The sequence below is a fragment of the Brevibacterium sp. BDJS002 genome, from assembly GCF_028201555.1.
GTDB classification, from domain to species: Bacteria; Actinomycetota; Actinomycetes; order Actinomycetales; family Brevibacteriaceae; genus Brevibacterium; species Brevibacterium aurantiacum.
In genome coordinates, this window is the sequence record NZ_CP116392.1 from 84,598 (window position 1) to 98,610 (window position 14,013).

Annotated in this window: 13 protein-coding genes; 7 read left to right on the forward strand and 6 right to left on the reverse strand. The window is 61.4% G+C overall.

Going from position 1 to position 14,013, the window contains the following annotated elements:
* Positions 1-6 precede the first annotated feature (6 nt).
* The 3 genes from PGC08_RS00400 to PGC08_RS00410 all read left to right on the forward strand — a co-directional run bounded on the left by PGC08_RS00400 (position 7) and on the right by PGC08_RS00410 (position 2,951).
* The gene (locus PGC08_RS00400; protein WP_009884732.1) at positions 7-684 is read left to right on the forward strand and encodes an HAD family hydrolase; all 678 of its coding nucleotides are present in this window, start codon (positions 7-9) and stop codon (positions 682-684) included.
* Positions 685-948: 264 nt separating this feature from the next.
* Complete coding sequence (locus PGC08_RS00405) at positions 949-2,031, forward strand: hypothetical protein (RefSeq protein WP_271709230.1); 1,083 nt, start codon at positions 949-951, stop codon at positions 2,029-2,031.
* A complete protein-coding gene (locus tag PGC08_RS00410) occupies positions 1,995-2,951 on the forward strand; it encodes an HNH endonuclease signature motif containing protein (protein WP_271709231.1) in 957 nt (318 codons plus the stop codon). The genes PGC08_RS00405 and PGC08_RS00410 overlap by 37 nt, the downstream gene beginning before the upstream one ends.
* Positions 2,952-3,176: 225 nt before the next feature.
* Here the strand turns inward: PGC08_RS00410 and PGC08_RS00415 are convergent, their stop codons facing one another.
* On the reverse strand, positions 3,177-4,772 hold the full coding sequence (locus tag PGC08_RS00415) for a nucleobase:cation symporter-2 family protein (RefSeq protein ID WP_009884734.1): 1,596 nt from the start codon (positions 4,770-4,772) through the stop codon (positions 3,177-3,179).
* A 459-nt stretch (positions 4,773-5,231) separates the two neighbouring features.
* On the opposite strand from PGC08_RS00415, the gene PGC08_RS00420 reads away from it, so the two are divergent.
* Complete coding sequence (locus PGC08_RS00420) at positions 5,232-6,680, forward strand: 8-oxoguanine deaminase (protein WP_096146208.1); 1,449 nt, start codon at positions 5,232-5,234, stop codon at positions 6,678-6,680.
* A 46-nt stretch (positions 6,681-6,726) separates the two neighbouring features.
* Here PGC08_RS00420 and PGC08_RS00425 read toward each other — a convergent pair whose 3' ends face one another.
* A complete protein-coding gene (locus tag PGC08_RS00425; RefSeq protein ID WP_271709232.1) occupies positions 6,727-7,212 on the reverse strand; it encodes a hypothetical protein in 486 nt (161 codons plus the stop codon).
* Between the two features lie 145 nt (positions 7,213-7,357).
* Here PGC08_RS00425 and PGC08_RS00430 point away from each other — a divergent pair, with 145 nt between their 5' ends.
* Positions 7,358-7,807 (forward strand): DUF2871 domain-containing protein, encoded by a 450-nt coding sequence (locus PGC08_RS00430; RefSeq protein WP_009884737.1) that lies wholly within the window; start codon positions 7,358-7,360, stop codon positions 7,805-7,807.
* An 82-nt stretch (positions 7,808-7,889) separates the two neighbouring features.
* On the opposite strand, the gene PGC08_RS00435 is transcribed toward PGC08_RS00430, so the two are convergent.
* Complete coding sequence (locus tag PGC08_RS00435) at positions 7,890-8,711, reverse strand: MerR family transcriptional regulator (protein WP_069599150.1); 822 nt, start codon at positions 8,709-8,711, stop codon at positions 7,890-7,892.
* A gap of 154 nt (positions 8,712-8,865) precedes the next feature.
* On the opposite strand from PGC08_RS00435, the gene PGC08_RS00440 reads away from it, so the two are divergent.
* Together PGC08_RS00440 and PGC08_RS00445 are read left to right on the forward strand one after the other, a co-directional pair.
* Positions 8,866-9,627 (forward strand): type 1 glutamine amidotransferase, encoded by a 762-nt coding sequence (locus PGC08_RS00440; protein WP_271709233.1) that lies wholly within the window; start codon positions 8,866-8,868, stop codon positions 9,625-9,627.
* Positions 9,628-9,766: 139 nt separating this feature from the next.
* Positions 9,767-11,509 (forward strand): alanine/glycine:cation symporter family protein, encoded by a 1,743-nt coding sequence (locus tag PGC08_RS00445; RefSeq protein ID WP_271709234.1) that lies wholly within the window; start codon positions 9,767-9,769, stop codon positions 11,507-11,509.
* Positions 11,510-11,638: 129 nt separating this feature from the next.
* On the opposite strand, the gene PGC08_RS00450 is transcribed toward PGC08_RS00445, so the two are convergent.
* The 3 genes from PGC08_RS00450 to PGC08_RS00460 are packed head-to-tail and all read right to left on the reverse strand — an operon-like array spanning position 11,639 to position 13,856.
* Positions 11,639-12,472: a hypothetical protein gene (locus tag PGC08_RS00450; protein WP_029417588.1), complete on the reverse strand. Its 834-nt coding sequence runs from the start codon at positions 12,470-12,472 to the stop codon at positions 11,639-11,641.
* Complete coding sequence (locus PGC08_RS00455) at positions 12,469-13,239, reverse strand: DUF6114 domain-containing protein (RefSeq protein ID WP_180959192.1); 771 nt, start codon at positions 13,237-13,239, stop codon at positions 12,469-12,471. Before PGC08_RS00455 ends, PGC08_RS00450 begins: the two co-directional genes overlap by 4 nt.
* Entirely contained in the window at positions 13,239-13,856 is a 618-nt protein-coding gene (locus tag PGC08_RS00460; RefSeq protein WP_271709235.1) for a DUF6230 family protein, read from the reverse strand. The genes PGC08_RS00455 and PGC08_RS00460 overlap by 1 nt, the downstream gene beginning before the upstream one ends.
* Positions 13,857-14,013 lie beyond the last annotated feature (157 nt).

Here is a 14,013-nt window from a genome sequence, read left to right on the forward strand (position 1 = left end):
CAGAGTATGGATTCGAGCCCGAAATATGCTGCTGTGCTGTTCGACTGCGACGGAGTGCTCGTCGACTCCGAGCGTCTCACGAATACGGTTCTGTGGGAGATGCTCAACGAGCTGGGGTGGCAGATCTCGCGGGAGGAATGCATTTCCCGGTTCGTGGGGAAGATGCTCCGCGACGAGGCAGACGTCATCGAAAAGCACACTGGTGTGCGCATCGACGCTGAATGGCTGAGTCATTTTCGTGAGCGTCGAAATGTAGCGCTCGAGGCTTCACTGGAAGCAATCCCGGGAATCGCCGAGGCGGTCCGTGACCTGGACGCTGCCTACCCTGGCCTGCTTGCATGCGCATCGAGCGCTGATCGTCCCAAGATCAACCTGCAGCTGCAGAAGATCGGCCTGTTCGACGTCTTCGATGGTCGGATCTTCTCCGGAATGGAGCTGCCGCATTCGAAGCCGGCTCCGGACGTGTACTTGGCAGCGGCTGCCGCCCTGGGGGTTGATCCGACCGAGACCGCAGTGATCGAGGATTCGCCGACCGGTGTGACTGCGGGCGTGGCCGCGGGTGCACACGTGCTTGGGTTCTGTCCTGACTCGCCAGTTCACCAGCGGCCTGAGGCGTTGGAAGTCGTGGGTGCCCATGAGATCTTCACCGCGATGGACCAATTGCCGGGACTGTTGATTCGGTGAACTGTGACGGATCAGCGGGCGGGCATTGGTGAGCGGTCGCGCATTGGTGAGCAGTCGGGTGTGGGGCGGATTGTCGCTATCTCTCTTTCTTCTCCTGTTTCCACCTTCCGCAGTGATGTCCCTAGGCCTTTCATATTAAATGTTTGATCGATTGAAGATCGAACAAGAGTGATGTTTGTTATCTAATCGTAATGTTAAAATATACGGTTTGCGACTAGAATTGAGGTAGGCACTCACAGCGACGTGAAGATCAGGTGACCACCAGTGAAGATTCCCTCCGATTCCGACAACACCGGATCCGAGCCTGGTCGCAATTCCGCTGGCCAGACTGAATCCGACAAGACAGTGCAGGACGCCGCGGCCGAGCAAGCAACCGATGCAGACACCGGCGGACCCGAACCTGAACCCGAGCCTGATGCTGACGGAACGGATACGGGGACTGGCGGGGCGGGTACTGGGCCGACACATTCCGCTCGTCGCCTTCGTATCGATGCTGATTCTCCTTTCGCCGAGGCGGCACAGGTGTTTGCCGCCAGCGATCAGGCTCAGCTGTCGGCTCTAGACGTCTCGGCAGAGCTGTTCTTCAATGAGACCGTCGAGAATCTGCGGCTCTACAATCCCCACCCCGGGCAGCCTTATGCTCATGCGACGATCGCCGAAACCGTCCGCAGATACCACCGTGAGCGCCGTTCTTCCGCGGCCGCGAAGCGCAAGAAACGTAAGAGCAAGCTTCCGCCCTTTCCCCGTTTCCGGTTGGATCAGACCTTCTACGGTTGGGTGCATGAACTTTCGCAGGCCGAAGACATCGCGGAATTCACCACAGTTCTAGGGGCGACAACTGCACGAGCATATGTGCAGATAACTTCGGCGATGACCCTCGTACATGGGTTGCCCAAATTCTTTGCCCGCTGCATTGCCGGCGAGTTCACCATCGAGCACGTCCATGCCACTGCTCATGCTTGCCGCGACGTGAAGTTCGAAAACCTTCCTCTCATCGATGAATACCTTGCGCAACGTCGCGCAGACATCACGATTGAAACCTTCAGGAAGTCTTTGGGCATGAAGATCGCAGTCCTCGAACCCCTCGAAGAACGTGTGGAAGAGGCCAGCAAACGTCACGCGTCGACATCACGACCACCCCCGATGGGACCGCATACCTCACTCTGGCCGGACCCGCTCCCGAACTGCAGGCCTGCTACCTGCGGATCGCGGCATTTGCACGGGCGATCCGATCGGGGAACATCGCAGCATTCAGCGACCAGTTGGAGCCAGGCGCCGCGATCGACGACGACCGTGGAATCGATGCCCTCATGTTCGACATCCTCACGCGGACCATCCCGCAGCTGAGCATCCAGGTCACTTCGACCGATACGACGACAGGGGAGACTTCGACGCGCGACATTCCGCTCGATGTGCCCGCTGAACAGACTATGACCCCGGCTGCTGTCGTCAATGCCGTGCAAGAGGGCGTTAACGGGGCCCGTGCTGGCAGCAATGGCAGTGTCGGCAAACTTGGCTCGGATACTGATGAGGACACAAGCGGGCCGGAAGTCGTTCTCACGATGCCCACTCACGAGCAGTGGTTGGACTCGCAGGCGAAGATGATCACCACGGTTCCTTTCCTTACGCTGGCGGGATCCGCAGAACTGCCCGGAACATTCTCCGACGGTTCTCCGATCCCAGCAGAGACCGCGAGGCGCGTTGCCAAGCACGCAAAGTCCTGGACGCGGATTCTCACAGATCCGGCAACCGGCACACCGGTGGATGCCAAGGCGGCGACCTACCAGATACCCGAAAATGTCCGGCAGACTTTGATTGCGAAATGGCAGGCCTGCACGATTCCCGGATGCACACGCAGAGCGGAGACCACGGAGATCGACCATGTCGTGCCGTTCGACCATGAGCATCCGGCGGATGGTGGGCTGACGCGATTCGGCAATCTCCACCCGCTGTGCAAAATGCACCATCAAGCAAAGACAGATCGCAAATACTCGGTGCGAATGAACCGGGCAGGATTCGTTCAATACGTCTTCCGACACGGACTGAGCACCGAGGTGGCGGCAGGTGACTATCCGATCAACGCCGCCCACGCGAAGGTGTTCGAGGAACTGCAACGGCAGGCGGCCCCAACATCTGACCCGCCGAAGTCGACAACCCGGCCAGCAGGCGAGAGATGGCACGGAGACAAGCAGATCTCTGAGGGGTGCCCCGGACCAGCCGCTGCCGATGGACAGGCAGGGTGGGTGAAGAACACCCCCCTTGCTTAGCGGTCGCTCAACCGTGAATGAGAACGAGTGGATCTGGGACTCCGGCGGCCCACCGCCGTTCTGAGCCTCCGGCCCCAGCGGTCAGTTTCGGACCACGGTAGCCAATTTACCGACCCAAACAGCCAGCCGCCGGTGATGTGTGCGTGTGCACCACCACCGGCGGCTGGAACTGCCTGCTTCGTCCGAGAGAGTCAGGCCGTCCTTCGGGCCGTTGACCCGTAAGGGTCAGTCTTCGGTCTCTTTGATCACCCGACGCACGTCATCTTGAGTCTGCGCCTCTCCGCTCTTGATCGCCTCCACGACCTTCTCGTGCTGCTGCTCCGAGACAACAGGAACTTCCTCACCGTTGCAGTCCACGATCTTCCCGTCCTTGACGGTGTCGCCTTCTGCCAACAGTGCTTCATGGTTGATGAGGCGCTCGAGCTCGTCCCTGCGGATGACTCGACCGGTGCCTGCGACAAACACCGAACGCTCGGTGCGGTCCTTGCTTCGCACGCCGATGTGGTTGAAGACCAGGTTGAGCAGCACGGCCATCAGGGTTGCCGAGGAGATTCCCGAGTGGAGGATGATTCCGACCCATGAGGGGAAGGAATTGTAGAAGTCGGGCTGGACGACCGGGATGATGCCGAACGCCAAGGACACCGCCACCAGGATCATGTTGAGGTTGCCCTCGTACTCGACCTTGGACAGGGTGCGGATGCCCGACGCTGCGACTGTGCCGAAGAGGACGATGCCCGCGCCGCCGAGGACGGGGGAGGGAATCGCGGCAACGACGCCGCCCATGACAGGCAGCAGGCCGAGGACGACGAGGATGACACCGCCGGCGGTGACCACGAAACGGGACTTCACCCCGGTGATCGCCACAAGTCCGACGTTCTGGGCGAAGGCCGACTGGGTGAAGGAGTTGAAGATCGGTGACACTGCCGAGGACAGCATGTCCGCACGCAGACCATTCGAGATCCGCTTGGAGTCGACCTTGGTCTTGACGATTTCACCCACCGCGATGATGTCTGCAGTGGTCTCTGCGAAGGTGACGATGATGACGATGAACATCGAGATGATCGCTGCCGCAGAGAACGTCGGCATTCCGAAGGCAAACGGCTCGGGGAACGCGAACACGCCGCGATCGAGGACCTGAGAGAAATCGGCCCAACCGAAGATGAGGCAGACGACAGTACCGACGACGATTGCCAGAAGGATGGACAGGCGGGAGATCGCGGCCACCGGAATCCGGCTGAGGATGAGGACGATGGCCAGGGTGCCGACGGCGATGAGGATATTGCGACCGCTGCCGTAATCGGGTGCCTCGGCGTTTCCGCCCATGGCCCAACCTGCGGCCACCGGCATGAGGGACAGGCCGATCGTCGTGATGACGGTGCCCGTGACAACAGGTGGGAAGAACTTCACAATGAGCGCGAAACCTGGGGCGACGATGAGTCCGATCGCCGAGGCTACAAGGACTGCGCCGAAGACCTCCGGAAGCCCTTCACCTCCCGCGAGGATCGACGTCATGGTGGCAACGCCTGCGAAGGACACTCCCTGGACGAGAGGCAGCTGCGAGCCGAAGAACGGAACGCCGAATGACTGCAGAATCGTGGCCAGCCCGCCCACGAACAGGCATGATGCGATGAGTACGCTGACTCCGGCGCCATCAAGTCCGGCGGCTTTGCCGATGATGAGGGGCACAGCGATGATGCCGCCGTACATGGTCAGAACGTGTTGTAGACCGTAGGCGAATGAGGTGCCGACCGGGAGTCGTTCATCCTCCGGACGGGCAGCCTCTGCCTGTTTGCCCTTGGGTGCCTGCTTTGATGTCGACATCTATCTCTCCGTTGAGTTCTTCCCTGAGCGACAGCCTCGGGTTCCCGGCCTGGGTGGGCGATGCGGGTGGTCGACTGAATGTAAGGGATCGGTTTCCATACTTCCAAGATGTGAAAGTATCTTTCCTTATCGCAAAATGCTAGGTGAATCATCGGGGGATGGCAAACTCATTTCGTGATCTGCCACACATGCTAGAGTGCAGTCTTGCCGGTACATGCTTCGGGGACAAATCAGAGCCACCTGAAGTGTATGACGTGTGGTTGCAGCGCAGTCGGTTCGGGGTCGGAAAGACCCCTTGCCGATACATCCGCTTCGTGACTTGTTCGTCATCGCACGCGCCGGACGGCGGAGCAGCAGACGCCGATAAACCTGAGCTGGTGGCGCTTCGCCCCCAGTGAAGTCGCCACAGAGCAGTCGATCGGATGATTCGATCGACACCAGCACTGAAAGGCGGCAAGAATGACCACAGGCACTCGGTTCACAGGCACCAGTTCCACAGCAGCGACGACCAACCCGACCGGCTCCACGCTGTGGCTGCGCAATCCCATGGCTGTCCATCTCGGGCGCGACGTCGACGCGGCGCAGGCTTCCGGCGGCATCGTCATCGACAAACAGTCCGGAACCATCGTTGAACTCGTCCCTGCAGGTGGTGAGCCCACCGGTGGGGCGCAGTCCGTCGCCGAGGTGGTCGATGCAAGCGCGCACGTGATCACTCCGGGTCTCATCAACACCCACCATCACTTCTACCAAACCTTGACGCGAGCGTGGGCTCCCGTAGCGGACCTGCCGCTCTTCGGGTGGCTGACGAACCTCTATCCGGTCTGGGCCCGGCTGACGCCGAAGGCCCTCGAACTGGCCACCACTGTGGCCATGGCCGAACTCCTCGAATCCGGATGCACCACAGCCGCCGACCACCACTACCTGTTCCCGACAGGTATGGACGACGCGATCGACATCCAGGTCGAGGTGACCAGGAAACTCGGCATGCGGGCCATGCTCACCCGCGGCTCCATGTCCCTGGGGGAGAAGGATGGCGGGCTGCCGCCGCAGCAGACCGTGCAGGATGCCGACGTCATCCTCGCCGACTCCCGCCGCCTTGTCGAGGCCTACCACGAGCGCGGAGAGGGAGCGCAGGTCCAGATCGGCTTCGCTCCCTGCTCACCCTTCTCCGTGACCACCGAACTCATGCGCGACAGCGCGATCCTCGCTGAGGAACTCGACGTCCGACTCCACACCCACCTCGCGGAGACCTTGGACGAAGAGGAGTTCTGCCGGGAACGATTCGGGCTGCGCACCGTCGACTATCTCGAGTCCGTGGGGTGGCTCAGTGATCGATCCTGGCTGGCCCACGGTGTCCACTTCGATACGGATGAGATCACCCGCCTCGGCGAGGCAGGAGCCTCCGTGGCGCACTGCCCGACCTCGAACATGCGCCTGGCCTCGGGCATCGCCCGAGCCGTCGAACTCGAGGATGCCGGCGTCAACGTGGGTCTCGGTGTCGACGGATCGGCGTCGAACGATGCCTCGAACCTCATCCGCGAGGTTCGGCAGGCACTCTACATTCAGCGTCTGCGCTACGGTTCGGAGGATGTCACCTGCGCTCGGGTCCTCGACTGGGCAACAAGCGGCTCGGCCGCGGCACTGGGGCGAGACGACATCGGACGCATCGAGGTCGGCAAACAGGCCGATCTGGCGATGTTCCGCCTCGACGGACTTGCCTTCTCCGGCTCACACGATCCGATTCCTGCCCTCGTGCTCTGCGGAGCGGAGAAGGCAGACAAGGTCATGGTCGCTGGTCAGTGGCGCGTTCTCGACGGCAATGCGATCGGGAGCAGCGGTGAACAGCTGGACAAGGAGGCGCTCATCGCGGCCCACCAGGAGGAGGCCCGCAAGCTCGTGGCCGGCTGAGACTCACCCCCGAGCTGAACCCAGCCCAGCCTGCCCGGCCCTGATCTCAGCTCTCGGGCTTCCGGAACACCTCGCGCATGTGATCGCCGGTGAGGAAATCGCCGACGCCGATCATGATGAGGCTGAAGACGATCTGCTCGGTGATCATCCAGATCGGGTAGAGGCCGGGGATGGCCGCCATGACGAGGGTGATGACCGGGAAGATCTGGGCGAAGAGGCGCAGCCGCTGGTAGCCCCAGTAGTAGCCCTTCGTCGAGCGCCAGAAGAAGTAGAAGAGTGTGGCGGTCATCGCGAGGACGACGACGGTGCGCATCCAGACTGCGAACGGCACGGATTCGCCGTTGCCGGCGATGATGACAGCGACGACGACCGCGCCGACGCCGAGGACCAATTCGAAGGCAAGCAGCCCCGTGATCCACGCGAACGCGCGTTTCGTCTTCGGATGGGCGAGCCCCTCGGCGGGAACGATGAGTCCTGCTTTGCTGCCGCCGGCGATGCGGTCGATCTTTGCGAACAGATTCTCCTTGGACATGCCTTCAGGCTAGCCGTCCTTGACCCGGATTCCCTGCGAAATCGGGAGGTTTGAGGGTGTGAGGACGAACATCAATCAAAAGTTGGGAACAGAGTTCAATCCTCTAGGTCAGGATTCGAATGCCGGATCTTGATGAAGTAGAAGCATGAAGAAAATATTTAACGCGGCATTCGCATACATGATCATCGGCGTCCTCTCCGGCCTGTTCTACCGGGAGTTCACCAAGGCCAACGACTTCCCAGAAGGAGGCTTCACTCAGCTCAGCGTCGTCCACACCCACCTGCTCACGCTCGGCTTCATCGTCCTGCTCATCGTCCTCGTCCTCGACAAGGTCTTCGGTCTCTCGGGCACCAAGATGTTCTCCTGGTTCTTCTGGACCTACAACGCCGGCATCATCCTCACCGCCGGCATGATGGTCTGGCACGGAATGCTCACCGTCCTCGGCCAGGAGTCCAGCGCCATGATCTCCGGCATCGCCGGGCTCGGACACATCGCGCTCTCCGTCGGCATGGTTCTGCTCTTCCTGTCACTGCGCAAGGCCATCGTCGCCGACAAGGCCGTCACCACGGCCACCGCTTCGTCAATCGCCAACTGACCACTCAAACACCGCCGCCGAGGTGGTGCCGGGGTCCGCGTTCAACGACATCATCGTTGAGCACGGGCCCCGTTTCGTGTGCCTAGCGGGTGATCGGCTGCTGGAGTTCGACCACCCAGTCAGAACCGTCGCCGTCGTCTTCCTCCAGATAGATCTCTCGACAAGGACCGTTGAGCGAATAACCTTGGTTGAGACACCACTCGCTCAGGTGCTGCCAGCTCGCACCGATTCTGCTCATCGAACCCTCGTGGATGAGAGTGGCAGCAGTGCATGGCGGCAACTCGATGGTGTCCAGTTCGGTGCTGGTGGGGCCGGTTGTGTTGAGACCGTTGCCATCGGCCGAGTTCATGCGGTAACCGCATGTGACCTCGGTGCCCGCCTCGGAATCGGAGTAGAGCCCGACGCCGACATCGAGGTCGCCACCGGCAGCTATGATCTGACCAGCGACTTTGCCGAATAGTGGGCCGATCTCCGAGGTATCAAACGGGGGTTCGCCGAGCAGGACAGTCGTGCCGATGATTCTCTCTGCCGGCAATTCCTTGATGACGCAGTCCGGGAACTTCATGGTCGTCCTTTCGATGAGGGCCAATCGAAACTCGATTTCGGCCAGAGATGCTGCCGCGACCTCTTGTTCGGTCTGCAGCTTATGGCGACGGAGAGTGAGCATGTCGACCAATTCGCTGGTACTCGGCTCGGAATCGAGGAGAACACTGATTCTCTTCAGTGAAATCCCCAGCGAGCTCAGCGCCATGATTCGGTTCAATCTGGTCAACTGCGCCACCGAGTAGCTGCGGTGGCCGCTGAAGCGATCGACGTGCTGCGGGATGAGCAGGTCCAGCGCCTCGTAGTGCCGGAGCATCCGGATTGACACCTGGCCGAGCCTGGCGAATTCACCGATCCTCATGCGGTGTTCACTTCGTCCCATGTCACCTACTCGTGTCGTCATCACCATTGACCCACCTGACACGATGTCAGATTCAAGACTCTGCCAAAACTAATCCAATCTCAGCTCCAAGACTATGTCGACGGCACCGATTCGCATCGGTGACAATGACTCCATGAGCGAATTGAGAATCCTGGTCATCGAGCACGAAGACGGCGCGGGGCCGAAGCGGTTCGGCGACTGGCTGAGAGAGGCCGGCGCCGAGGTGGATGTCCTTCGCCCCTACCTCGGCGACGAAATCCCTACCGCGCTTCAGAGCTCAGCCGCGCTTCACGGCTCAGCTGCCGATGACGGCTATGCCGCTCTCCTCGTTCTGGGAGGATCCGCAGGGCCTCTCGAGGACACGGTCAACCCGTGGCTGCCCAAGGTCAGGAGCCTGCTGCGAGACTCGGCGGCGGGGGAGTTTCCCAGCTTCAACATCTGTCTCGGCGGGGAGCTGTTGGCAGCAGCCACCTCGGCGAGGATCTTCCGACGCGATCGCCCCCAGATCGGGATCTACGATCTGCACACCACCTCGGCGGGGGAGAAGGATCCCGTGTTCGCGGCCATCGCCAGCGGACCGGGAGAGACGATTCCCGCGGTCCTCTTCCACCAGGAGGAGATGGAGCTGCCCGAGGGCGCAGAACTCCTGCTCACCGGCTCCGACGCACCCGTGCAGGGGTACCGGGTCGGCGAATTCGCGTGGGGCACCCAGTTCCATCCCGAGTCCGATGCCGCGCAGGTCGCACAGTGGCTGAGTTCGGACCCCCTCCAACTGCCCGAGGGCAAGACCAACGAATCCATCAGGGCCGAGGTCGCCGAGGCGGACGCCGGGCTGGTGAGAATCAACCGGGCAATCGCGCACAGCTTCGTCGACTTCCTGCGCCGACGCCAGTGACCTCGGGAAAGCCCGGTGACCTCGGAGTTTGTTGAAAGCTGAACGTTAGCTGACAGCTCGTGGAGTTCTTGCTAGGTTGTTTTCAGGCGCCGGTGCCGGACCGATCCTCCGGACGAATCGCAACCAAGCGCCCGTGAGAATGAACTCCATAATTGAAAATTCTGACCAGATCCACGACATCGCCGTCCTGGATTCCATCCCGATCAATGCCGACCGGATGACCACCGCTTCCCACGCCGTGGCCGAAACCCAGGCGGCCGCAGACATCACGGCCGCTTCGGGCATCGACCAGGCGATCGAATCGTTCGTCGGTCCGATCGCCCAAGCCTTCAGCAACGTCGTGTTCTTCGAGCTCTCCATCGGCGGAGTCGGCATCCCCCTCATCGTCGTCTGGCTCATGGCGGCGGCGGTATTCCTCACCGTCTACCTGCGCTTCCAGCCCATCAGGGGATTGAAGTACTCGATCGGCATCATCCGCGGGCGCTTCACCCGCAAAACGGATCCGGGCCAGGTATCGAGCTTCCAAGCCCTCGCGACCGAACTCTCCGGGACGGTGGGGCTGGGCAACATTGCCGGCGTCGCTGTCGCGATCACCGTCGGCGGACCCGGAGCCGCCCTGTGGATCATCATCTTCGGCTTCTTCGCCATGACCGTGAAGATGGCCGAGGCGACTCTCGGCGTGAAGTATCGGAAGATCCAGGCAGACGGCACCGTCTCCGGTGGGCCGATGTACTACCTGCGCGACGGTCTGGCCGAAATCGGGCGCCCCAAGCTCGGCAGGTTCCTCGCGGTCTTCTACGCGATCGCCACCGTCATCGGAGTCATCGGTGCGGGCAATCTGTTCCAGGCCAACCAGGCCGCGGCGATCCTGGTCAAAGCCACGGGCGGGGACAGCAGCTTCCTCGCCGACAAGCTGTGGCTCATCGGCGCCGTCGTCGCGGCGCTGACGGCACTGGTCATCCTCGGCGGGATCAAGAAGATCGGCCAGTGGACGTCGAAGCTGACTCCGATGATGGCGATTCTCTACTTCCTCAGCATCCTCGTCATCCTCGTCATCCTCGTCATGAATATCGGTGAGATCCCGCATGCCTTCGCACTCATGTTCACTGGTGCCTTCACCCCTGATGGCCTCACCGGCGGAGTCATCGGTGTGGCCATCGTCGGTATTCAGAGGGCCCTGTTCTCGAACGCCGCCGGCATCGGTTCGGCGGCCATGGCCCACGCAGCATCGAAGACGACGAAGCCTGCCACCGAGGGCTTCGTGGCGATGTGGGAGCCGCTCATCGACTCCGTCATCATCTGCACCCTGACCTCCTTGGCGATCATCACCACCGGTCTATACGGGTCGAGCTCGGAGGATGGAATCGGTCTGACCTCCGAGGCGTTCGCGACGGTGGCCGGATGGTTCCCGATCCTGCTCACCATCTGTGTGGTGCTCTTCGCCTTCTCGACGATCCTCGCCTACGGATACTACGGCCAGCAGGCCCTGGGATATCTGACGGGGAATTCGAAGAAGGCCGATAAGGCCTACCAGATCTTCTGGATCCTGGCCGTCATCGTCGGTGCCTCCATGTCGCTGGAATCGGTCATCGCGTTCTCCGATGCCATCTTCTTCCTCATGGCCTTCCCCAACCTGCTGGGCCTGTACTTCCTGTCCCGGATCCTGCGCCTTGAGATTCTGCGGCTGCGCAAACGCATCGACGTCGGCGTGATGCGTGAGATCACACCGGCCGAGCTGCAGGTCGGCATGGGTGATCATGAACCGACCGCGGAGCAGATCAAGGCCGCCGAGGCGGGACGTCGTCGTAAGCGCGACAAACTACGTGAGGTGCGGGATTCGCTCAAAGCCAAGAAGCTGGAGCGTGCGAAGAGGGGCGACTGAGCAGGGACGAATGAAGATGAGCAAGGACGGATGAAGAGGCCCGCCGTTTCCCAGCAGTACGCAATGCTGGGAAACGACGGGCCTCTTGTAGGTGACGCGTGTGCGACGAACGAGTCGACGCGGTCGTGATCAGGCTTCCTTGAGCTCCTGGTCGGTGTTCGAGTAGTTGATCGAATCGGCGGTGGAACCGACCAATCCCATCGTGACTCGCAGGAGTCCAGGTTCGACATCGTCCATGGTCGGCGGCGTTTCGGGACCCAGGGTCAGCGAATCGCCGTTCTTCGTCGTGGCGGTGATCGAACCGATGTACACCGTGACATCGCCCTTGAGCGTCATCGTGTCAGCGGTGGTCAACAGTCCTTCCTTCTCCTCCGGCGGACGCACCGTGAGGGAGAACCCGTCGATAGAGATCTCCTCGGCCTGGATCTTCAGCGTGGTGATCTTCCCGCCGTCGGCGGTCGGAACAGCTGCGAACGAGATCCCTTTGAGCCCCTTGAATGACAGTGACTCAGAGCCCATGGCCGCGGGAGTCTTAGTGAAGATCGGAGCGTTCTCATCGAGCTGAGCATCCTTCGGGAAATCGCCGTTCAGCTCCTCATCATCCGGCTCTTCATCTGGATCCTTGACCCCCAACCCACCTGGATCGGTGGGCTCGTCTGACGGTTCGTCTGTAGGCGTCTCGGAAGGTTCATCCGTCGGCGTCTCAGTCGGTTCGTCTGTCGGTTCGTCGGTGGGTCCCGGCGACTTCGGATCCTTCGGCTTCACGGGAATCTCCGGAGAGATCGGTGCCGTGGGCTTCACATCCGGACTCGGCTCCTTCGATTCCGAATCCTCACATCCGAACAGCGGATTGCACAGTGGAGATGAGTGAGCCGGTGCTGCCGCTGTCACTCCCACAGCAGACGGGACGATGAGGGCAGCTGCCGCCAGGAGCGACGCCGTGCGGCGGCTGGGCGCCCTCATGCAACGCCCTCTTCACCTGCGGATTGAGTGTCTTCCCTCCGCCCGGCAGCTGGTGCCTGAGCGTCCGAGCTTGGAGCGTCGGACTTCGGCTTCCGAGGTCCCATCCAGGCGACAATGAGAATCGATCCGATCGAGGACAGCAGCATTCCGAGGATGAACCCGCCGAGGTTGACCCCGATGAGCGAGTAGACCGAAAGAACGAGAGCGATGATCCCGTAGAACACGTGATGCGTGGGCCTGAACATCGACAGGAGCCCGAGCACCACGAGAGCGATCGGAATGACCGTGGCCTGCAGACCCTCGATGCCGAACTGAACCTGCAGGTTGCCGGTGTCGAGCTGCCCGGAGAAGAAGAGCTCGACTCCGCCGAGCACGGCCAGCACTCCGCCGATGAAGGGACGCTGGCGACGCCAGTTCCGGAAGCGGTGACGCTTTGGGGCATCCTCGCGACCGGTTCCCTTGCGACCGGTTCCTTCACGAGCAGCATCTTCACTAGCAGCATCTTCGCGATCGGCTGCTTCGTGACCCGCCGCTTCGCTACCGGTCGCTTCGTGACCGGCTGCTTCGTTGGTGGCATCCTCACGATTGGCATCGTCACGACCGGATGTCGCAGCGGCGAATTCGGCCGTCTCAACGGTCGATTCGGGCTGGGCCTCCACGCGCTCACTGTTGCGGCGTGATCGGCGGGACAACGCGAGCAGATTCGTACGCTGCACGGAGTCCTCCTGCCTGTCGGTCTGCTGATCGTTGATTGCGGCTTCCTTCATCAGAAGCACGTCTCGGATCCGTCAGTGAGCTTCAGTTCCATGTCCTTCAGGGTGAACACGGAGGCTGTGGTGCTCCACGAGTCCTGTTCCAGCTTCTTGATCGAGATTGTGTCGGCGTCCTGGGCGAAGTCGCCCTTGGTCCCCTTCTCCTCAGTGTTGACGTCGGATGCGTCGACGCCGATGCGGATGTTCTTGAACTCGGCGTCGCCACGGAGTCCCGTCATGCCGATCTGCAGGTCCTTGGCCGATGCAGGAGTTCCCTTACCGCCGGCCTTGATGAGCACACCCACCTTGCCCATCGGTGTGTCCGCGACTGCCGACTGGCAGAGGTTCTCCAGCGTGGCGTCCTTGATGTTGGCGGTCACAACCGAGTGCTTTCCACCCTCTGCGTCCTTGGCGTACCCGCTGTACTGGGAGAAGCCTGTTCCCTCGAGCTGCGAGGAGGTGATCTGGAACTGAGTTCCTGACACCGCGAATGAAACTGGAACAGCGCCCTGAGCTACCCCGCCCATCAGAATGGCGGAGACGACACCCGTAGGAATCGCGACTAGGGCGATTCGACCTGTGTGTGATCTGCCGATCTTGCGGATGCTGTTGCTGAGCTTCGGGAACTTCATTGATCCTCCTCCGGAGGCCGACAGCTATGTCGGCGTCGCACCGTGACGTATCTCGTCTCGTTGTGATGTATATTACTGCGGGGTGTTACCGACGAGTATATCGGTCATTTATATCGAGTCAATAACTTTTCTGGGCGCTTTTTCGACAACGCCTGTG

Excerpts from the sequence above, each read along its gene's own strand:
- PGC08_RS00400 (WP_009884732.1), top strand. The coding sequence starts at position 7 with ATGGATTCGAGCCCGAAATATGCTGCTGTGCTGTTCGACTGCGACGGA.
- PGC08_RS00410 (WP_271709231.1), top strand. The coding sequence starts at position 1,995 with ATGTTCGACATCCTCACGCGGACCATCCCGCAGCTGAGCATCCAGGTC.
- PGC08_RS00415 (WP_009884734.1), bottom strand. The coding sequence starts at position 4,772 with ATGTCGACATCAAAGCAGGCACCCAAGGGCAAACAGGCAGAGGCTGCC.
- PGC08_RS00420 (WP_096146208.1), top strand. The coding sequence starts at position 5,232 with ATGACCACAGGCACTCGGTTCACAGGCACCAGTTCCACAGCAGCGACG.
- PGC08_RS00425 (WP_271709232.1), bottom strand. The coding sequence starts at position 7,212 with ATGTCCAAGGAGAATCTGTTCGCAAAGATCGACCGCATCGCCGGCGGC.
- PGC08_RS00430 (WP_009884737.1), top strand. The coding sequence starts at position 7,358 with ATGAAGAAAATATTTAACGCGGCATTCGCATACATGATCATCGGCGTC.
- PGC08_RS00435 (WP_069599150.1), bottom strand. The coding sequence starts at position 8,711 with ATGAGGATCGGTGAATTCGCCAGGCTCGGCCAGGTGTCAATCCGGATG.
- PGC08_RS00440 (WP_271709233.1), top strand. The coding sequence starts at position 8,866 with ATGAGCGAATTGAGAATCCTGGTCATCGAGCACGAAGACGGCGCGGGG.
- PGC08_RS00445 (WP_271709234.1), top strand. The coding sequence starts at position 9,767 with ATGAACTCCATAATTGAAAATTCTGACCAGATCCACGACATCGCCGTC.
- PGC08_RS00450 (WP_029417588.1), bottom strand. The coding sequence starts at position 12,472 with ATGAGGGCGCCCAGCCGCCGCACGGCGTCGCTCCTGGCGGCAGCTGCC.
- PGC08_RS00455 (WP_180959192.1), bottom strand. The coding sequence starts at position 13,239 with ATGAAGGAAGCCGCAATCAACGATCAGCAGACCGACAGGCAGGAGGAC.
- PGC08_RS00460 (WP_271709235.1), bottom strand. The coding sequence starts at position 13,856 with ATGAAGTTCCCGAAGCTCAGCAACAGCATCCGCAAGATCGGCAGATCA.